Annotated in this window: 19 protein-coding genes and 1 tRNA gene; 8 read left to right on the top strand and 12 right to left on the bottom strand. The window is 39.3% G+C overall.

Annotated elements, in window-relative coordinates; translation table 11 throughout:
* Positions 1-5: 5 nt before the first annotated feature.
* On the bottom strand, positions 6-764 hold the full coding sequence (locus M2419_RS23815; protein ID WP_075991659.1) for an ABC transporter permease: 759 nt from the start codon (positions 762-764) through the stop codon (positions 6-8).
* A gap of 256 nt (positions 765-1,020) precedes the next feature.
* Between M2419_RS23815 and M2419_RS23810 the strand changes: the two genes are divergently transcribed.
* From M2419_RS23810 to M2419_RS23800, 3 genes are all read left to right on the top strand, one after another.
* Complete coding sequence (locus tag M2419_RS23810; protein ID WP_153845024.1) at positions 1,021-2,595, top strand: DUF6600 domain-containing protein; 1,575 nt, start codon at positions 1,021-1,023, stop codon at positions 2,593-2,595.
* A 160-nt stretch (positions 2,596-2,755) separates the two neighbouring features.
* On the top strand, positions 2,756-3,937 hold the full coding sequence (gene pncB / locus M2419_RS23805) for a nicotinate phosphoribosyltransferase (protein ID WP_153845025.1): 1,182 nt from the start codon (positions 2,756-2,758) through the stop codon (positions 3,935-3,937).
* Positions 3,921-4,631, top strand: coding sequence for a bifunctional 2-polyprenyl-6-hydroxyphenol methylase/3-demethylubiquinol 3-O-methyltransferase UbiG (locus M2419_RS23800; RefSeq protein ID WP_228280329.1), 711 nt, complete (start codon positions 3,921-3,923; stop codon positions 4,629-4,631). The genes pncB and M2419_RS23800 overlap by 17 nt, the downstream gene beginning before the upstream one ends.
* A 53-nt stretch (positions 4,632-4,684) precedes the next feature.
* Here M2419_RS23800 and M2419_RS23795 read toward each other — a convergent pair whose 3' ends face one another.
* From M2419_RS23795 to M2419_RS23760, 8 genes are all read right to left on the bottom strand, one after another.
* Positions 4,685-5,617: a DUF4097 family beta strand repeat-containing protein gene (locus M2419_RS23795; protein ID WP_153845026.1), complete on the bottom strand. Its 933-nt coding sequence runs from the start codon at positions 5,615-5,617 to the stop codon at positions 4,685-4,687.
* Between the two features lie 97 nt (positions 5,618-5,714).
* Entirely contained in the window at positions 5,715-6,536 is an 822-nt protein-coding gene (locus tag M2419_RS23790) for a hypothetical protein (protein WP_153845027.1), read from the bottom strand.
* Positions 6,526-7,083 (bottom strand): RNA polymerase sigma factor, encoded by a 558-nt coding sequence (locus M2419_RS23785; RefSeq protein WP_153845028.1) that lies wholly within the window; start codon positions 7,081-7,083, stop codon positions 6,526-6,528. The genes M2419_RS23790 and M2419_RS23785 overlap by 11 nt, the downstream gene beginning before the upstream one ends.
* A gap of 227 nt (positions 7,084-7,310) precedes the next feature.
* Entirely contained in the window at positions 7,311-7,793 is a 483-nt protein-coding gene (locus tag M2419_RS23780; RefSeq protein ID WP_075991653.1) for a hypothetical protein, read from the bottom strand.
* A gap of 68 nt (positions 7,794-7,861) precedes the next feature.
* Positions 7,862-9,457, bottom strand: coding sequence for a SusD/RagB family nutrient-binding outer membrane lipoprotein (locus M2419_RS23775; RefSeq protein ID WP_153845029.1), 1,596 nt, complete (start codon positions 9,455-9,457; stop codon positions 7,862-7,864).
* Between the two features lie 12 nt (positions 9,458-9,469).
* On the bottom strand, positions 9,470-12,745 hold the full coding sequence (locus M2419_RS23770) for a SusC/RagA family TonB-linked outer membrane protein (RefSeq protein ID WP_235032918.1): 3,276 nt from the start codon (positions 12,743-12,745) through the stop codon (positions 9,470-9,472).
* Between the two features lie 169 nt (positions 12,746-12,914).
* Entirely contained in the window at positions 12,915-14,015 is a 1,101-nt protein-coding gene (locus M2419_RS23765) for a FecR family protein (protein WP_153845030.1), read from the bottom strand.
* A 192-nt stretch (positions 14,016-14,207) separates the two neighbouring features.
* Positions 14,208-14,765 (bottom strand): RNA polymerase sigma factor, encoded by a 558-nt coding sequence (locus tag M2419_RS23760; RefSeq protein ID WP_153845031.1) that lies wholly within the window; start codon positions 14,763-14,765, stop codon positions 14,208-14,210.
* A 214-nt stretch (positions 14,766-14,979) separates the two neighbouring features.
* On the opposite strand from M2419_RS23760, the gene M2419_RS23755 reads away from it, so the two are divergent.
* The 3 genes from M2419_RS23755 to M2419_RS23745 all read left to right on the top strand — a co-directional run bounded on the left by M2419_RS23755 (position 14,980) and on the right by M2419_RS23745 (position 16,307).
* Positions 14,980-15,498 (top strand): NADPH-dependent FMN reductase, encoded by a 519-nt coding sequence (locus tag M2419_RS23755; protein WP_153845032.1) that lies wholly within the window; start codon positions 14,980-14,982, stop codon positions 15,496-15,498.
* An 82-nt stretch (positions 15,499-15,580) separates the two neighbouring features.
* Positions 15,581-15,802, top strand: coding sequence for a VF530 family DNA-binding protein (locus M2419_RS23750; RefSeq protein WP_153845033.1), 222 nt, complete (start codon positions 15,581-15,583; stop codon positions 15,800-15,802).
* Between the two features lie 55 nt (positions 15,803-15,857).
* Positions 15,858-16,307: a KTSC domain-containing protein gene (locus M2419_RS23745; protein WP_153845034.1), complete on the top strand. Its 450-nt coding sequence runs from the start codon at positions 15,858-15,860 to the stop codon at positions 16,305-16,307.
* A gap of 128 nt (positions 16,308-16,435) precedes the next feature.
* On the opposite strand, the gene M2419_RS23740 is transcribed toward M2419_RS23745, so the two are convergent.
* From M2419_RS23740 to M2419_RS23730, 3 genes are read right to left on the bottom strand one after another with little or no spacing between them, the layout of a single operon-like run.
* Positions 16,436-18,226, bottom strand: coding sequence for a hypothetical protein (locus M2419_RS23740; RefSeq protein WP_153845035.1), 1,791 nt, complete (start codon positions 18,224-18,226; stop codon positions 16,436-16,438).
* Between the two features lie 47 nt (positions 18,227-18,273).
* Positions 18,274-19,242: a FecR family protein gene (locus tag M2419_RS23735; RefSeq protein WP_182332980.1), complete on the bottom strand. Its 969-nt coding sequence runs from the start codon at positions 19,240-19,242 to the stop codon at positions 18,274-18,276.
* Positions 19,239-19,772 carry an RNA polymerase sigma-70 factor gene (locus M2419_RS23730; protein WP_153845037.1) on the bottom strand — a complete coding sequence of 178 codons (534 nt, stop codon included), beginning with the start codon at positions 19,770-19,772 and terminating at the stop codon, positions 19,239-19,241. The genes M2419_RS23735 and M2419_RS23730 overlap by 4 nt, the downstream gene beginning before the upstream one ends.
* Before the next feature lie 355 nt (positions 19,773-20,127).
* Here M2419_RS23730 and M2419_RS23725 point away from each other — a divergent pair, with 355 nt between their 5' ends.
* Positions 20,128-20,691 carry a porin family protein gene (locus M2419_RS23725; RefSeq protein WP_088160652.1) on the top strand — a complete coding sequence of 188 codons (564 nt, stop codon included), beginning with the start codon at positions 20,128-20,130 and terminating at the stop codon, positions 20,689-20,691.
* A 158-nt stretch (positions 20,692-20,849) separates the two neighbouring features.
* Positions 20,850-20,923: transfer RNA gene (locus M2419_RS23720), tRNA-Pro, on the top strand.
* Positions 20,924-20,965 lie beyond the last annotated feature (42 nt).

Raw genomic sequence — 20,965 nt, 5'->3', positions numbered from 1 at the left:
GCTCACTATCCAAAGAACGATAAAACTTGAACAATAATTATTTCCTCAATAAATACAAGGAACATCGAAGCGACAACGGCCGCATTGGCCGCCTTACCCACACCTTCAGTCCCCTTTGAAGAAAAATAACCGCAATAACAACTTACAGCTCCAATAGTAAAACCAAATATAACCGCACGCAAAACCATAGCACCTAAATCCTTAAATGCTATTGTCTCAAATACCTGCGTAAAAAAACTCAAAAAGCTTAAGTCGTCTTTACTCATCATACTTAGGTAACCACCTAAAAGACCTATACCCGCTACATAAAAACATAGTACAGGAATTCCAATAGTTGTAGCTAATATTCTACTTACAATAAGATATTTATATGGATTAGTTCCCGAAACTTCCATGGCATCGATTTGCTCCGTGACATTCATCGAACTTAGTTCCGCACCAATTTGCGAGCCCACTTTACCCGAAGCAATTAAAGCTGTTACCAGCGGTGCAAGAGCACGAACAATAGCAATCGAAATAAGCGAAGGCAACATCGAAGTCGCCCCGAATTCTTCCAAAGAAGGACGCGATTGTTTTGTAAAAACAAATCCAACAATAAATCCCGTTAAACTGATCAAAGGCAAAGATTTGTAGCCTATTTCATAGCACTGGCGGACAATTTCTTTAAATTCATATGGTGGAGTTACCAATTCGCGCCAAAACCGTAGCAAAAAACGGTGAATGTTTGCGAATTCTAGAAAAAAAGTCTGAAGTTTTTTAGCCATTTAAATGATGTCTATTTCAAATTAATGTGTCATAAAACACGTCTTATGCTGAACAAACACGTAGCAATTCGAGCGGTAAAGGTAAATAAAAAATATGTATCTAAAATTGTCGTTTATGTAAAAAGATCATCAATTTGACTTTTATATAAAAAAAATCAGATTTCCAGTGTACCGATTAAACCATTTTATACGTTATGCTGTCATAATAACAAAGACAATACAATAGAGTTTTGTCACACTTTTAAATATTACAGTCATGAAAAATTTAGGCAACATAAAATATTGGGTACTTGGTTTTATAGGTATCGCTTCTTTTTCAAGTTGCGCGACTTCAATGGCCCAACGGGGTGGATATAATGGTTATAACAATTATAACAATGCTGGAGTTTCGTTCCAGATGTTCTATGATCAACTCTCCCCTTACGGAGAATGGGTTAATGACCCCAATTATGGCTATGTTTGGATTCCGGACGTTGGCCCGAACTTCCAGCCTTATGCCACCAATGGTTATTGGACAATGACCGACTATGGTAATACCTGGGTATCCAACTATGACTGGGGTTGGGCTCCATTTCACTATGGTCGTTGGAACTACAATGACCGTTATGGTTGGGGATGGGTTCCTGACTATGAATGGGGACCAGCATGGGTAAATTGGCGTCAAAGTAACGACTACTACGGTTGGGCACCAATGGGTCCGGGCATGAGTATCAATGTATCCGTTAATATTCCGATGAACTTCTGGACATTTGTGGGAGTCAATCACTTTATGAATAGGGACATGGATAGGTATTACGTTAATCGAAGAAATTACAATAATATCTATAACAGAACCACCATTATCAACAATACAACGATAATAAACAACAACTATTATGTTGGTGGACCGCGAAGATCTGACATCGAACGTTCGACAGGAAGAAGCGTAACGGTTAATAGAATAGCAAATGTCGATAGACCTGGGTCTGCCCGCAGTAGCAGCAATCGTAGTAATGAAATCAGTATGTACCGTCCAAATGTAGACCGTAATACAAGATCTTCTGCACGTCCTACAAATGTCGTAGATGCTTCTACCCGAACACGAAATAACAATAGTGAGATTTCAGATCGAACCAATCGTGTCATCGGCAATCGAGATAACATCGACTCAAGATCAGGAAGTCGTGAGTTATATATTGATAACAGTGGAAATGCTTCTGTAAGGTCTAGTAATGATGCCAACAGCGGTGGCTCGAGCCGTAGTTCAAATAATAATACGAGAACCAGCGACAATGGAACTGTAAATAGAAATACGAACGGTACACAACCTAATTCGAATAACTATGATTTTAGAACGCGATCAGGTCGCCAATCGGATGCTTCAAACAATAACAACCCTACATCTACCAGTAGAGATAGACAAAATGGCTCCGTTGATAATAATGGTGTTGTAAACGGCAGAAGTACAGACTACAATAGAAACACAGATTATAATTCTCGTTCGCGGTCAAATGCGAACAGCAATGATCAGACTGTGCCTCCACGAGTAGTTCAACCGACAACGACACCGCAACGAAATGGAAATTATGATGGCAGCAGAACACGTTCTAGCCAACCAGTATCGCAGCCTGTTCAAAATGGAAATAACGATGCTGGCAGCAGGACCCGCTCGAGCCAACCGGTATCGCAACCTGTAGCACAACCAACTCAAAATCGGAGCTACGAAAACACAAGAAGTAGATCAAATACAGACAATTCATCGTCCGTATCTCGATCAAGGTCTTCAGAAAGCTCAGGTGAACGTAGCTCTGGACGTTCTTCACAAGGATCAGAAAGATCTAGAACAAGATAATGACAGCCGAATAAAATAATAAGTCAAATGAGGCGGGTAAAATAAAAAATTTTACCCGCCTTTTATATACATGTCTTTTTATATTTATCATGAACAATCCATACATTTTCACGTTAATTAGTAAATTTACCGCTTCAAACAAAAAAACAGATCGATAAAGATGGCTTCATTTACCTCTATATTAGATAATGACTTTTACAAATTCACCATGCAGCATGCTGTGGTTAAGTTGTTTCCAAAGGCCAAGGCACGTTATCATTTTATTAACCGGGGACATCATAAATTTCCCGATGGTTTTGACGTACTCCTGAAGGAGGCCGTCAATGAAATGGCTAATTTGAAGTTAACAAAAGCAGAAAAGTCTTTTTTTGCCAGAACTTGTCCTTATATAGACCCCACCTATTTTGACTTTCTTCAAGGTTATCGCTACGATCCCGAAGAGATCAAAATATTCCAGGATGGCCCCGACCTTGAAGTCATTATCGAAGGGTACTGGTACCGTACTATTCTTTGGGAGGTTCCGTTGATGTCGCTCATCTGTGAACTTTTTTATGAATCCCAAGGTTTACAACGTGCCTCGGATGCAGAAGTAATCGCCACGGCCAAAGATAAAATCGAAAAATATAAAAAACTCAATATCACAATTGCTGATTTTGGCACCCGCAGGCGTCATTCTTATGAAGTCCATGATATGGTCGTTCGCACACTGAAGCAATATGGCGAAAAAACATTTATAGGGACCAGCAATGTACATTTAGCAATGAAATATGAGACGAAACCAATTGGCACACACGCCCATGAATGGTTTATGTTTCACGCCGCCAAATACGGTTATAAAATGGCCAATCTACTTGGCCTTGAACATTGGTCTGATGTCTACCGGGGTGACCTCGGAATAGCACTGTCGGACACCTATACTACAGAAGTTTTCTTTCAGCAATTTGATAAAAAGTTAACCAAATTATTTGATGGAGTCCGTCACGATAGCGGCGACCCACTTGAATTTACAGATAAGGTTATTGCACACTATAAGAAAAATGGAATCAATCCCCTCTCAAAGACAATCATATTCTCGGATGGCCTAGACTATGAGAAGGTCGAAAGAATCGCGAGCTACTGTGAGGGGAAAATCTTGCATTCCTTTGGCGTTGGTACCAATTTCACCAATGATGTGGGACTCAAACCCATGAATATCGTCATTAAGATGACTGATGCTTTGCCAGAAGATGATCAATGGACACCAGTTATCAAACTATCTGACGAACCAATGAAACATACAGGAGATGAGGACTCCATATATATTGCAAAAAAAGTATTAATGATTGATGATGACAATGCATAGAGATGTATACGGTGAGGCCTTAGATGATTACTTTGTACATCAAGAAGAAAAGTTCCCTTTAATACTCCATACAAGTTATGGCGACCAAGATGAAATGCCCGTCGAGATTTTCTTTCGGGAACCCGATGATTTTCCTGAACTGGAATTTATTGGTCTATCTTTATGTGATGGACGTGTACTTGATGTTGGAGCCGGAGTTGGCAGCCATAGCCTGTATCTACAAGAAAAAGGTTTTGAAGTAGATGCACTGGAACTCTCGCAAACCGCTTGTCATATTATGCAACAACGCGGGGTACAACATATTATCTGCGAAGATTTCTTTAAATTCGAAGGCCAAAAATATGATACGCTATTGCTTTTAATGAACGGAATAGGTCTTGCCGGCGACGTAGATGGTTTTCGAAAACTATTACAACATAGTAAAGAGTTACTGACTGAAAATGGCCAACTGATTTTTGACTCTTCAGACATCAGTTATTTGTACAAAGATTACAACATCAAAAAACCAGCGCATTATTTTGGGGAAATTCAATACCAGTATGAGTACAAAGGGACTCGAGGAAATCTTTTCAAATGGCTCTATTTAGACCAGGATTTATTGATCAAAATTTCACACGAACTGGGTTGGGTTGTCCAAATTTTATATGAAGATGAGAATGATCAATACCTCGTCCGCATGGAACTAAAAAAATAGCCTGTTGTTTATAACAAGCTATTTTTTTTATTATTTCTGTGTTCTTATATCTATTATTTCTGTGTTCTTATGTAGATATCTCCCATAGATGTTTTTAAAATAACATCCTGTCCACCACCATTCATTTTGCCTTTCACGGCGTTACCCATAGGAGTTGATTTGGCTTCCTCGGCAGGTTTTTCGAATTGAAATTCCTCCGCGGCATAGATATTCCCCATAGCAGATTTTACATCCACATTAGCTCCGAAATTCTTTGGGAAGGCAACATCTACGGCGCCCATAGCAGCGACTAAAGAAATCGGTCCTTTGACAGGTTGAACAAATTTGGCTGTAACATCTCCCTGTGAAACCTTTACATTGATCGGCCCGGTAACATTCAATAAATTCACGTCGCCTATCGTACTAGCAACTTCAACCTCAGCCCGTATATCTTTTAATTCGATAACTCCAGCATTAAACATGGCTCCACGCCCTCCTTTGATCGTCACAGGTAAATCCATTGGTATCTTGATACGAATAGAATCCTCTAAGGGCATCCCTACCATACTTATTTCCGTCACTCCACCTTCTGTCTTGATATTCATACCAAGTCCTGAATTATCCGATAATCCCGAGCCATTGATCACACGTAGGCCTTTTGCGCGGTCATTTTCTTCACTTTCCTCCACCTTGGCTGTAATCAGCACATCTTTCCCCTTATAACCTTCAATATAAACATTATCCAATTTTAGTAAAAGCTTATTTCCCAAGTTGGGCACTTTAATTTCTTTCCAGTTTTTCGGTCCCTTTTCACGGCCGAATCCGGCAGAACTGTATGTAAAATTATTACTATTACTAACAACAACTCCTGAAACCGCTCTAGCCTTTTTAGGAGGATTAGGAGGTTTTGGTGCAGCCACACTTTCTACAGTTTCATTTACCTGGGCCTGCAATGCGCTTGCAAAGATCAGTGCGACCCCAATCATCATTATCCTTATCTTTTTCATTTCGTTTTAGTTTGTCTTCATTATTTGTCAAATAATGCATTTTAAGCTTTTTCATAGATTAACCTACACAATCTGACTTCTACCTTAATATATCCTATTATTGATTTAATAATACCGCATATGCTTGCTCCTTCACAAATTTCAGGGTAAATGGATCTTCCACAATTTCATTTAACTTTTCTTTTGTTGTTGCTTTCATCGTCGGATCCTCCTGTTGGGCCATCATTTGCATCAGTTCCATTTGTAAAGTGGGATCATTTTGCTCCACAAATAAGTCCTGAACTTTCTGCTGACGTTCTTCTGGGCTAAGTCCACTTAATATGGTTTCGATTGCAGCCATGCGGACATTACTACTTTGATCTGACACAGCTGTCTTTTCCAAAGCTCCCACACTATTGCGATCTAACTTACCCCCATCTTTCATCGCCAAGACAGCACTTAAACGCGTGCTTGCGGAACTCGAATCCTGAAGCATCTGAACGTAATCCATTTTCTCTTCCATTTCACGATGAGCAGCTTCCAATACGCTTACTTTTGCCAATTGTTTTCCTTTGCTTTCGATACCGGCGATTGCCTTAACAGGAGCTAAAGTCTCTTGGCCTCCAGTATCAATTCCCATCACCTCAGCATCAACTGCTTTTGCATTGTCTTCTTTTTCCGGAACAGTAATAGGATGTACCGCAGCTACAGGCTTTTCTACTTCTATTTCTCGTTGTTGATTAAAAGCAATAAAAGTTGCTGTCCCCACTAAAAGGGCTGCTGCCGCAATACTAGCCCACTTCCATAAAGGCTTAATCTTTCTTTCCTGAACAGGGGGAACTACTTGTGGTCTTATTTTATTCCATAAGTCAGCCGAAGGTTCTCTCTGATCAAATGCCTCCCGATTAGCGTTTACAAAATCTTTTAAATTATCCCGCATAATTATACCTTTCCTTCAATTCTTCGTAAATTTTCTTTTTAGCACGGTGATATTGACTACGTACAGCAACCGCTGTCATCCCCAATGTTTCCGCAACTTCATCATGGCTCATGTTTTCAAACAGGTAAAGATTAACGACCATCTTAGGCACGCCTGTCAATTGATCGATCACATTCTCCAAATCTGTCAAACGACATTCACGCCATTCTTTTTCCAGCAATTCGTCTTCGCCATCATCCTTAATTTCCAAATCATCCACCGGCGTAAAATATTGCTTATTCTTCCGTAACAGTGAGATTGCCTTATTCACCCCCATCCTTCTCAACCAGGCTTCCACACTGAGAACTAAATGCCATTTATCTGATCTTGAAAAAAAGTCAACAAAGGTTTCCTGTAAAATATCTTCACTTTCTTCCTGATTGGACAAAATCCGATAAATAGAATTAAAAATCTTTTTTGCATACCGATGATAGAGCTGTGCAAACCCAGACTCATTGCCCGTTTGGCACATCGCTAATAAATCTTTATCGCTAAGCTGATTTTGCACGTTATAAAATTAATACTGTTAATTCTTATGTTTCTACTATGTAGTCGGGGCTCTGCTGAAAATGTTGCAATATAATTTTATTTTTTTTCTAAAATAATTCTAAAAATGCACAAAAGCCCATTAAAGGGTCCCTTTTCAACAAAAAACACTCAAGGATGAACTTGAGTGTCTGCATTAATAAAATAAACTTAATAAGGATTTTAAAACTCCAGGTATAAGATTATCGATTATTTAACTTTTAGATAGGTCTCCACAATGGTATGTTTAACTCCCAATTCAGGTAAGTTTTCCTCACCGGTCTGAACCAATGTATCTCCTTTTAAAGTAAGTTGAAAATCAAACTTATTACTTTCCCAATCGCGCATTGAACAATATTGTAATCTTTCTTGATAGTTGACACCATCAAAAGAATAGGTGCCCCCGCCTGCGACAAACAGCGGTTCTTTACCTTTACCTTTTTCCTTATCGTGGTTAAAAAAGGAAAAATGGTCATCATTGAACATTTTAAACATTTCGGTTTTGCTCGTGTCCGTAAAAGCAGTTACCGTATCTTTCCCTTTGATTGTTTTGCTTTCAATAAGCTTATAGGTACCGGTCAAGGACTTGGCTTTTACGGCATCCACATCCTTCTTTTCGGTAGTATTTTTACATGAAAAAACAAGACAGGAAATCGCAATCGCAAATAGCAGTTGATTTTTTAGGTTTATCATATTTTATAAAAGGTTTAAAGAGGCCAAACTACGAAAGTTCAGCCTCAATCAAAAACAAACCATTGTAATTATTTATCCCACCAAACTCGACCAGACAACTTATCTCCGCCAGGTACTGCGGCCGAAGCTGCTCTGTAGTTTTCGCCATTGATAGCCGCTTCAGTAGAAGGATAAGGGAATCTTCTTGGAATAGTCCCCGAAGTAGCATTTCCTGGATAATTCACCGGAGTTAACGCTGGATAGCCGCTTCTACGCCAGTTGCTCCAAGTTTCATAAAAATCCATCATTGTTATGGTATGTGCCCAGTATTGGGTATTGATCTGTTTTAAGGCATCAGCAGCATTAAATGGATTCGCAGCCAAATAAGTCTCAGCATCAGCATCACTTATTGCTAAGGAACCATCATACTGATTCAGATAGGTAATACTTGCCTTCACACCTTTTTTATAATGATCGCTTGCACTACCAGCTATTCCCCAACGTTGGGCTGCCTCAGCCAAAAGCAACTCGGATTCGCCATAGGTCAAAATAAATGTCGCACCAGTCCGCTTGATCATATTAGGATTGGGCGAAGAATATTCTGCAAAGGTCGTATAACTTGGGTCGCTACTGATGTTATACTGTGCATTTGATCCCAAATCTTTTCCATTCGGCATCCCCTTTTGCTTGGTTGGATCTGTGATAAAACTCCCGTTCTGTGTTTTGTCCTTTTCTGATAAATATAGCTTTGTAACAGCAACCTTTTGCAACCTCGGGTCATTGTTGCTTTTTAAATAGTCAATAAACGTTTTAGACCATTTTACATAATAATTCTCTTGGCCACCATCGCCCAATAAAACCTGGCTGTTTCTATTCTGAGTGACTCTAGATCCTGATTCATCATGTAAAATAAAAGCATTGTCGGCATTACTGTCCATTGTCTTACCCGCAGCCTTCTGCACATATTCCTTCGCTTTAGATTCGTCTACTTTAACCAAACGCATCGCTGTGCGTAAGAGCAGAGAATTGCCAAATTTACGCCATTTGGCAATATCACCTTTATAAATAACATCACCAGTGACTTTATCACCATCATCCTTTAATGCTGCAGTAGCCGTTTCAAGTTCCTTTAGCAAATCGTTATAGATGTCCTGCTGCTTATCATACTTCGGTTTATAAACTTTGGTATAAAAACCCAGTCCCGCCTCCAAATAGGGAACATCCCCATACAAATCAGTTAAGCGAGCAAAAATTAAAGCTTTCCAAATACGTGCGACATTATACAGATTTGCATATTTTGGTTTGTCTTTTGTAAACTCAACCACATCCACAATATTACGAACCTGCTCAATATAGGCCCCAACTGTACCCGTACCCCAATACGCCGCGGTATAGCTTTCATTCAGCATATATTTATCGCCGGCCCAATAACTCACTACAGTCGATAAACCCTGCATCATTGTCGACGAGTAAATTAGATTTCCACGCCATGTATCGTATGCAAAATCAAAACTTCCTGTGTAAAATAATTGTGCAGAGCTCAATGTATAATTTGGATCCCAATTTTCTTTACCATAAGCAACTGGATCTGTATTTATCTTATCAAAATCTTTTGTACAGCTACTTTCCATAAATAATGTCGCTGCCATTAAACTAATAACTACCGGTTTAATATATCTTTTCATGATTGTTTGCAATTAGAATTTAACACTTAAATTAACACCGTAAGTACGTACTGCTGGTACACCTCCAAGCTCTAAGCCGGGGAAAGTTGCATTATAGCTCGATTCTGGATCTATGTTATTTGTTTTCTTCATGATCGTCCAGAGATTGCGCGCTACAGCACTTACTGTAATCGACTTAACTTTGTTATTAAATAGATTGGATGGGAAAGTATAGCCCATAACGACCTGTCTCAATTTCACAAAATCAGCGCTGTTTACAAATATCTTAGATACATTATTTGCCGTATTGGTATAATAGGTAGAAGCTGTTCTGCCCAAGCTTTCACGATCAGCCACAGTTTCCTGATGTAATCCAAAAATATAACCGTAATAATCTGTTCCCGAGAAAAGCTTTCCACCCCATTTTCCATCAACCAAGAAAGAAAAATTGAACCTTTTGTAGCTAAACTCATTATTCCAGCCAGCAAACCATTTATTCATTGCCGAACCATAGGACTTTAACTCACCCCGGTCAGGAGAACCATCGGCCAATTTTACGATCTCACCATTACTATCGTATTTATAATCGAAAGCCATGATCTGGAAAGCAGGCATACCAACTTTATTCATTAAGTAACCTACACCCGAACGCGAAGTCGCTACCGTCTGTTCGTCCATTCCCTCAGCCAATGAAATCACTTTATTGTCGTTGTAAGAACCATTCAATGAGGATACCCATTTAAAATCTTCCGTTTTGACAACTGTGGCTGAAATCAATGCTTCAAATCCCTTATTTTGCATTTTACCGGCATTGAGTACGGCACCAGCATAACCGCTTGCGGAAGGCGTTGTGATAAAGGAAATTTCATCTTTCGACTTTTTGTTATACCATGTTAGATCCAAATTTACACGATCATTAAAAAGACGCAACTCCGTTCCGATTTCCAACTCTGTTGCTGTAGAAGCTTTTAAGGAAGAGTTCGGAATATTCACATTGTTAATAACCCCTAAAGGTTGTCCGTTGAGTACTTCACTTCTAAAATTATAGGTTAACAAGGTTTGATAAGGATCTGTTGCCTGTCCTACCTGAGCAAAACCTGCTCTCAACTTTCCAAAGCTCAACCATGATGGTTTTAGATATTCTGAAAAGATAAATGAACCTGAGATTGCGGGATAAACAGAGTTTAATTTATTATCTACTCCAGGTGTAGCTAAGGTAGAAAACCAATCAGAGCGTAAACTACCAGTCAAATAGGCTATATCTTTATAAGCAAATTCTAAGGTACCATAAGTAGACTGCGTCTCCGATTCACTTTCGAGATACGCTACCGACTTATTTTTTGCGTTCAAAATATTATACACACCAAATATCGCGAAGTCGGCACCTAAATTGGTCGTCTGTCTGATTTTAGTATTTCGGTAACTCGCACCAAGATTAGGTGTAAGGCTATAATCTCCGAAAGTGAATGACTTACCGACCAAAACATCGGCATTAATATCTGCAAATTTAGTTTCCTGCTCTGCAATTTTACCATTCTCATAATAGCCGGTTCCAGATGGAACAACATTCTTATAATGATCGGTATAACCATCTCTTCCTGCCCTACCCTGAACAAACAAACCATTACCCATGGTATACTTTGCTGTTACGGAAGCGATCGAACGATCCCGGTTCGTATTATTGATAAACTCATTTGCTGCAAACCAAGGGTTGGTTGCATACACATTACCCGAATTATAGAGGATCTCTTTTCCATTGTCATCTTTCCATGGCTTCAAATCGTTTATATTGATGCTCGTTGGCAAAAACATGACGTTGTAATTGGCATTTCCAGCACCGTCAGAAACCATTGGACGATTTTTGACCTGCTCCAGAATCATATTATAGCGTGCATCGATCGTCAATCCTTTAAGTGGCTCAAAAAGTCCGACCAAATTGAACGACTGTCTTTTCAGTCCCGAATTTGGAACAACTGACCTGTTATTGACATCTGTTCCTGACAGACGAATAGAGCCACCATCAAATGATTTATTTAACGCTAATGTATTAGTCCATGTCGAACCAGTGCGGTAAAACCGATCTAAATTTCCCTTTTGTAATGAATAAGGTCTTGAAGCTCCATCAAATTGTACGACTGGTGTTCCATCTAATTTAGCTCCCCAGCTTGAACCTCCCACTTGGGCTGCGCCTGCTTGGGTCGTTGGCTTCTCACCGTTTGCCCCCTGACCATAGACTGTTTGCCAATTCGTGTTGTCTATAATTTGCTCGGCAACAAGGTTACTATTAAAATCGATCGAATTGCCTTTTCCTGATTTTGTTGTAATAAGGATAACCCCTGCCTTGGCTCTTGAACCATATAATGCAGATGCGGCAGCACCTTTCAGTACTGAAATACTTTCAATATCGTCTGGGTTGATATTGCCAATTGCATCACCAAGATCGGGTGCATTATCCCATTGGCTTCCTGAGTTTCCTTTGGAATTGGCATTTCCGATACCTACCGGCTTACTTTCCATAGGAATACCATTAATTACGTATAATGGTTGATTTGTCTGGTTCAAACTCGATACCCCGCGGATGGTCACATTGGACGCAGCTCCGGCACCGCCAGAAGTAGAACTGATATCCAACCCGGCCACCTTTCCAACGAGTGAATTCATCACATTATTTTCACGGGCTGTGGTTAGCGATTCACCGGCAACCTGCGTAACAGAATACCCCAATGAGCGCTTCTCTTTCTTCATACCCAATGCCGTCACAACAACCTCATTGAGCATCCGATTATCTTCCAATAAAACAATTTTCAGATCACCCTCTTTGGTTACGGCTACTTCTTGCGAAGTGTAACCCGCAAAAGAAATAATTAAGGTGTTTCCTGTTGCCGCATCGATCATAAAGCGTCCATTGATATCTGTTGCACGTCCCACCGCGGTTCCCTTAACACGTACCGTAGCACCAGCTAAGGGATTGCCTTTATCGTCAGTGACGACACCTGCGACAGCCACCTGCTGCTGTTGACTGACAACCACAAGCCCCTCCTTAGAAACGGAATAAACCAATCCACTTTTATTAAAAAGCTTAGCCAACACATCCAATACCTTGGTATTATTTGCATTGACTGACACCTCTTTATTTAAATTTTCATTCGTCGAATTATAGACAAAGTAATAATCACTTTGCTCTTCGATCATTTTAAGTACCTTGCTCAGTTTTGTTTTTTGGACATCCAAGGATACTTTTTGTTGGGAAAATACATTTGCCGAAACATTCATAACAGCACACGTAGTCATAATTAAGGCTAGTTTCATCCGGATAATGAATCTAAAATGCACAATATATCCATTGCGCATTTGCAATAAGCAATTTTTAATCATATTTTAGTGTTGGTTAAAATTAATATTAAGCAGCACGCCCCAATGTTGCTGCTTTTGGTTAATCATTTTTTCAATGAAGGATGGTGTTGGTCCACCATCCTTTTTACTTTTCTGATATAGTTATTTTTCTCCCATATACATTAAATTTAAAAGGTTCAACGCTCTGCAAAGCACTCAGTACCTGAGTAATACCCTCCTTACCAAAGGTTGCTGTAAAGCGATATTGTTTTAATTGATCATTTTGGATTTGGATATCCACATCATACCAGCGTTCCAACGTCCGGCGAAGCGATTCAAAATCTTGGTCCACGATTTCTAATCTATTTTCACGCCATGCAATATCTGGTATTTCAGCTGTATTGGATTCTACTGTAGGGATGTTCTCTATGGCAATCTCCTTAATCGGTAATTTGCTCGCTGTTGGTTTATTGGTTTTACGAGCGACTGCTATTTCTGCTTGATTCTTAAAGATCGTGATTTTTTGGTTCGGCTTGATGACAACAGAATTTTCACGCTGTCCTTTGCTCGTCATTTCAATCGAACCCTCTACAAGCAGTGCTTCTGCTGTAGGTTCATCGGAATAACTCTTCACATTAAATGTTGTTCCCAGGACCTTGATATCAAAATCAGATGCTTGTACCACAAAAGGTTTATCCTTATTCTTGGCCACCTGAAAATAACCTTCACCCGCAAGCCGCACCACACGCAATTCCTGATTGAAATCTGCCGATAACTCCAGTTTACTCGCAGAGTTTAACGTAACAGTACTTCCGTCACTTAATTCGAAGGTCTTTTTTTCACCATTTTTTGTTTGATACACCTGGCCAATTGCGCTTATTGGTAATGTCGTATCAACTTTGCCCGGTTGAGCATAATACCAAACACCACCCGATACCAAAGCGACAAACACAGCAGCAATGGCTGCCCATTTAGGCCAGTTAAACCGATAGGGCAAGCGATGTTCTACTGGAGCATTCTGCAGATCTGTCTTCAATTTTTCCAATTGCTCATTCACAGGTCTACGGTTGCCAACCAAGAGTTGAAATAGGCGTTTGGCTTTCAGAATCGTCTCCGCTTGTTCTGGATGGTTCAGACTATATTGTTGCCAGTAGAGAATACAGTTCTTATCTTCTCCCGAACAATACTTTTGAAAGGTATCGTCAATCAAAAAATCTTCTAACTGTTTATAATCTTTTTGGCTCATTCTTTTGGGTATTTACTCTATAGTGCCCAAAAGGAGTTATTTTGCCTAAAGAAAATTTAAAATATTTCACAAAAACCTGAAAATCAGATTATTATTTTTTTTAAAGAAAATACAAGGATGGCATTTTACAATAGATTTAAGCGCATTTCTATGCGATTATTGAATCTTCAAAGGGAGAACAACAAATTAAACTTAAATATCTTTCAATTCCTCCCTCAGAATCTTTAAAGCATCATAAAGCGTATTGTAGGCAGTTTTCACGGACATCTGCGTAGTTTCAGCTATTTTTTCATAGGAATAGCCCTCAAAAAACTTCAGATTCACCAGCTGTTTCTGACGAAAAGACAACTTCTCCAACGCTTCCTTTAAACGGATCTGTATAATTTCATTCGTCTGTACTTTGATAACAAACTCCTCATAAGGCATCTCAACCCAATCATCTTCCGCTTTTACATTTTGAAGGGCGGTATTTATCCTATGTTGTTTCTCTAGTAGACGTAGGATACGTCTTTTTAAAAAAGTAATGAGATAGGACTGTACATTTTCTACCCGATCTAGCTGTTCTCTTTTCTCCCAAATTTTAACAAATACCTGATCGGTTGCTTCACTTGCCAAGTCACTGTCGCCACAGGTGCGTATTCCAAAATTAACAAGCTCTTGATAGAGCGCCGCATAAAGATCAAAGAAAGCCGTCTCGTCTCCAGTACGAATACGCTCCCACAATAAGCGGTACCCCATTTTATTTCTCATAATAAAGCATATAATCCGAAAAAAGCTAATATAAGTCCTCAGTTCCAAAAGTATAAACTTAATCGGTAAAAGGAGAAAGAAACGAAAAATTACATTGAAGCGAAGAACAAAGTAAATCGTTTGAATTGAATATTGTAATTTAGTTCCTTCATTAAGAATATAAAAAGTAAAAACAAAGCAGCAGTATACAGCCGTTGACTAGATTTAAACTCACATGAAAACTATTTTTGCCATTGTAGGTAGTGCCCGTGCACATTCATCCAATCATCATATTGTAAGTCACCTCCAACAGGAGATTAATGCCGATATCCATTTCACCCTATTTGACCGCCTTAAAGAACTGCCTCATTTTGATCCTGAAGAGAGCCAGTCCCATCCACCTATTGAAATTATTGCACTCCGTCAGGTAATTCATGATGCTGACATCGTATTGATAAGCAGCCCCGAATATATTTTCAGTGTGCCCAGTGGATTAAAAAATCTACTCGAGTGGTGCGCAGCAACTACGGTTTTCACCGATAAGCCCGTTAGTATCATTACCGCAGCAGCGCAAGGCGAAACAGCACATGTTGAACTACAACGTATCCTGCAGGGACTAGGAGCTCAAATTGACGAAAAAAGAAATCTGCTCATACAAGGAGTCAAAGGAAAGCTGGATGCTACGGGAGCAATTTGGGACGAACAGCTCAATTTAGAACTAGAAAAGCTGGCAACACAACTTAATGAATATTAATACCCATTAAGTTCTGCTCCATTTTCATCCAAACCATAAAAATTAGCGCAATCCATAATTTGAAGATTATTATCTTTACGACATGCAAGAACAAATTAATAATCCATTACACGGAAAAAGGCTCGACACCATCATTGAATATTTAGTGGAGTATTATGGTTGGGAAGAGTTGGGACAACGCATATCCATCCGATGCTTCAATGACAATCCGAGTGTCAAATCTTCCCTAACTTTCTTAAGGAAAACACATTGGGCTAGAGAGAAGGTTGAACAGCTCTATGTAAAAACCTTGTTGAAGAAATAAGTTTTTTTCATATTTCATAACGAATAATCTGATTATTAAGCATATCTTTGCCGCCATGAAAAAAATTGCCGACTACCGGAAGTTACTTAACGTAGAGAAATCTGTGGATCTTAAAACCCTGAAATCTACCTACCGGACAATCATGAAAGAATGTCATCCAGATAAATTTGTCAATGATGAAGAAGGTCGTTTGGCTGCAGAGCAAAAAAGTGTGGAAATGATTGAAGCCTACCATTTCCTGGTAAGCATCTGTCCGGAAACATTAGAGCAACAGTTACCGATCTACACGGAGACAATTACCAATTCTGGTATTCAGGATATTGACTGGAAAGGACAAATATTGACAGTCACTTTTCACGACGGCAGTCAATATGAATATTTTGGTGTTCAGCGGAATGACTATATTAAATTTGTAAACGCAGATTCTTTAGGTCGATTTGCTCGCAGACACATCTTCCATTCTTATCCTTACCGTAATGTATTAAAGACTGCAACAGTCGCTTAAACACTGTTCTTTCATCCGCTATACAAAGATAAACGCCCTCTATCAGATTGATATAGGGCGTTTACGTAAAATGTTAAATGTTTAAAAGCTATCTATAGAACAGCGCTATTGCCAAATAGTTTTTAGTTTTATAATTTTAACATAAGACCTGCCATTCCACCTCCATAAAATGTATTTCGTGTACGGTCTCTCCGCCAAGCTCGCCATACCGTGCTACCACCAGAAATTGTATTTTCATCCCTCTCCGCATAGTTCAGGCTGGGAGCAACAAATATAGACATGCGCTCACTTAGTTTAAACGCCGGAATTACCCGCAGCGACGACTGATGATTATCCAGGCTTTTAAATTTCTCTGTCAGATAATTACGTGTAGCTATTTCCGTACGCAGGCTAAACTTGGTCCTATTGATCAATACTGCACCTAAACCTGCTTCAAAGGCATATTTATCCGGTCTGTTGCCATCGAGTGCCCTATTGATCGATAATATACTATAGAGTACCCGACCACCTGAACGAAATTGTAGTCCGAGATAGCTATCCTCATTGACCGCTACTGAAAGACTCTTCTCACCATTTTTAATAAAATTAAGCAGACCAATGGGATAATCACTACTATCAGCAATATTAACGATACCTGCCAATTGAAATCCTTTTACTTTTTTTGCTTTATTGGCGATGCCTGCTACTTGACTTCCAACAGTCGATTCGCTATTGTTAAGTATGCTAGCAAGCTGTGTCGTTCCTGGAGCCTCATTGGCTAAATTTACAACACCAGCGATTTGAACACCTCTAACCGTATCCGCTTTGTTAAAAACACCCGCTACTTGCAGACCTTTCACTTCCCCGGAAACATGGTTTCCCACACCGGCGATCTGTACCCCACTTACATTTCCTCCCACACCATTGAAGACGCCTGCCATTTGCAAACCTTTCATTTCTCCGAACACACGGTTTCCTACACCGGCAAGTTGTACGCCACGCACACTTCCCCCAACGGCATTGAAAACACCGCCCATTTGCAAGCCTTGCATATCATATTGATTAATATTAAATACGCCACCAAGCTCAATACCTTTTACCCCCGCAGTAGATCCACCAATAATGTTTATGGAAAATTTATTCACAATTTGCGATTGTATAAAACCATGTGTACTTAATCCCGGTGTCATCGAAATTTGGTATGGGCTATACAAAAACATCCCGCCTAAATTCATGCTTTGGATCTTTTGGGCAGGAGACAGAAATACCCGTCCCCAAAAAGATCGATAAAGACCATGATCTTCTTCATACCCTTCAAAATAGCCGTATTCACGCTTCTTCTTATCGCCAATTTGCGCTTCTATCGGAAAAATCACCATAACACTGGTGTCCCGAAAAGCCTCCTTACTAACGTTCACTGCAATGAGATTACTTTTTTTCTTTACGTCCAACTCAAAGTAGCCATTTTGGTCCGTCAACGTAGACAATAAAGCACTTCGATCAAAGATACTGGCATTGGAAATCGGATTATTAGTCCGAATATTTTTGATATACCCCGCTATAACAACTTTGTTTTTATTAGGTGTCTTCACTTCAAACTCCACGGACATCCGCTGAGGTGTATATTGAATAATAATATGCCTTCCAAGTTCTTTAAAACTATATTCCTTTCCCAAAATCCGATCCAGATAATCATACAAATTCCCTTTGAAGGCCTTAGTATGAATCACACTGTCTGTCTGTAGGATATTTCCATTAAAGGAGAACAATACATCCTGCTGCTCCTTCAACAAGCGAAAAACTTCGCCTACAGTAGTCTCTGGAAAGGCTGGTATTTGAATCGCTGCAGCGAGCTTTTGCTGTGCCCTTCCCAAATGGAACGAACACAGCATTAAAATTAAGAGATAAAGCTCTACCCTCTTTATAAAAAATAGTATCATGTTGTTTTCTATACAATTTTGTTCTGAAAATATATCTATCTGTTGGCTCACCTCGTCAGATGAATCTCTCTGTCTTTCACATTTACTTTTAATCCAAATGTGCTAGAAATGACTTTCAAAATTTCAGTTAAACTATTTTGTTCGAATTTTGCTGTCAATAATAATTTCTGATCAGCAGGATGGTCAATAATAATCTTATATGCATAAGCTTGATTTAGCAACTCAACAACACGCTGTAATGGGGTATTCTCAAAATCAAACACACGATCCACGTAATATTTATAAAATTGATCCTTGACAGGTTCCTTTCCTACTTTTATTGTATCACTATCCCGGATTGTAATCATTTGTTGTGGTCGCAAAAAGACTTCCTTATTTGCATAACCGACTTTAACCAATCCTGTAGCAACAATAACTTCCGTCGCATCTGATGTTCGGCGCACATTAAAACTGGTGCCCAATACCGTAATTTTGGTTTTACCTGTCTCAATGACAAAGGGATGTTTTTTATCCTTGTGAACCTGGAAAAACACTTCCCCTCTCTTCAATGCCACATTTCTATTTTTATTGGTCCATCTGCTTGAATAAGCCAGTTCCGTATTTTTATTTAAGGTAACTACCGAACCGTCAGGTAGGGAATCTTGTCGTACTTGCTCCATACTCGAAACAAACATTTCCTCACGATGAGATTGATCAAACACATAGAATCCTACTGCACAAAAGACCAAGATACTGGCTGCTAACCACCAGCTCCATTGAATTACAGAAGTCTTTTTTGGGGGGATTACCGCAGCTTCTGCCGCTCTTTTATCTCGCACAATTTTGAAGTCAGCCCAAGCCTTATCTATGTTCACATCAGGAACATCCAGGGGTTTAGGCAAACTATCCCACATTTTTTTCATTTTTATGTACTCCTCCTTATTGTTAGCGTCTTCTTCTAACCAACCTTGTATCATGATATTCTCTACTTCATTGGTCTCACCAATGATATATCTTTCTAACAGTTCCTTATTCATAGCGTATAGATAAGAAAGCAAATAATCAATGTTAAATAATCCATAAGTTCGATACGCAAATGCTTCAGTGCCTTGCTCATATGTCCCTCAACAGTTTTTATCGACAGATCCAGGGTTACTGCGATATCCTTATATTTCATTTCCTGAAAACGGCTTAACTCAAAGACCGTCCGGCTTTTTTCAGGTAATTCCGCCAATGCCACCTGTAGCTTTTCGTTCAAATCCCGCGTACTTTCATCAACCGCAGGTACAAAATCCTGTCTATGCTGTTCGTGGGATTGATATTTTAGCTTACGTTGCTCTTTTTTCAGCACATTCATACTTTCATTATAAATAGCCCGATATAAATACGCTTTTAATGAAGTATGTATCTGCTCCTCCCAATCGCGTTCCCAAAGCCGCAAAAACACCTGTTGCACAACCTCTTCCGCCACATCACTATCGCCTAGATACCGGTAGGCATAACGATGTAACTCTTTGTAGTGCGCCCGAAATAGCTGCTCAAAATTCTTCTCTTTATTTTCCGACATTGATCAATTCTATTGTTTAAATAATCCGCTCTATTAGTAAGACACCCCAATAGACTATTACCCTTACAAATTTTTCACTTTTTTTAATTTCAACTTCAATACATGCACCATATGATTTCAAATCCCTTATTTATCCCTATTCGTATTTCTTTTCATATAGATGCTATGGTGAGTACGGTACATCCTCCCATCTGTCAAATGATATTTGCCCAAGAAACTTTATAAAAAGGCGTCTGTGACGACTAAAGGTAAGCCATCTATTTTATAAAATATTTTTTTTTCTAAGGGTATACGGATTTTCCATTGTCATAAAGGAAAGAACAACATACAATTGATCACAAAAAATAATTTGACAATGAAAACAACATTCAAAGTAGCCCTGTTGGGATTGACATTATTAGGAATTGCAGGTACTACACAAGCGCAAGATATCACTTATGGTTTACAGGTCGGAAGCAATTATCATATGAGTTCCTTTGGTAACAAGTCTGTCAAAGATAATAATGGCAAAGTCGGCGTATCAGTAGCAGGATTTGCCCGTATAGGAGATCGCGTTTTCTTCCAGCCTGGAATCGGTGCCAGTCTGTTGCGTAAAGAATATACCTTCGAAAATGTGCAGAAAACACCTAAATTCTATCAAATAAATCTACCATTACAGGTCGGTTATAAATTTTTGGAAAATGGCGACTTCAACCTCCGTGGGCTATTGGGGCCGCAGTTAAACTATGATGTAAAAACAGTGAAGTCCAGCGCAAATACCGATTATAAGAAATTTTCATTCGATGGCAGAGTGGGGATCGGTGTAGATATCAGTCACCTTACATTAGATGCTTATTACAGCCATGGTTTTACGAGTATCGACAAAACCTTAGATGCAAAAAATAAAACTATCGGCATTATGGTCGGTTATAAGTTCTAATCAGCATCTATTAGCGAAGAAAAACGCCATTCTAAATCGAATGGCGTTTTTTTTTTTACATTTTATTTTTTGTCAATAATTATTATTTTAGCCCTACCAAAAAATTATTCCAGCTAATCGTCCTATTTAAATACGACTTTCGATCAAATTGGAATAAACGGGATGTAGCGTAGCCCGGTATCGCGCCAGCATGGGGTGCTGGAGGTCGTCGGTTCAAATCCGGCCATCCCGACTTTTTTCCTTTATGATTAACGTCTGTTTCATTCTCCCTTCT

It is taken from the genome of Sphingobacterium sp. BIGb0116 (genome assembly GCF_024808035.1).
GTDB lineage: Bacteria > Bacteroidota > Bacteroidia > Sphingobacteriales > Sphingobacteriaceae > Sphingobacterium > Sphingobacterium paramultivorum.
The sequence above is the reverse complement of the archived record's forward strand: the minus strand, read 5'-3'. Positions and strand labels throughout refer to the sequence as shown.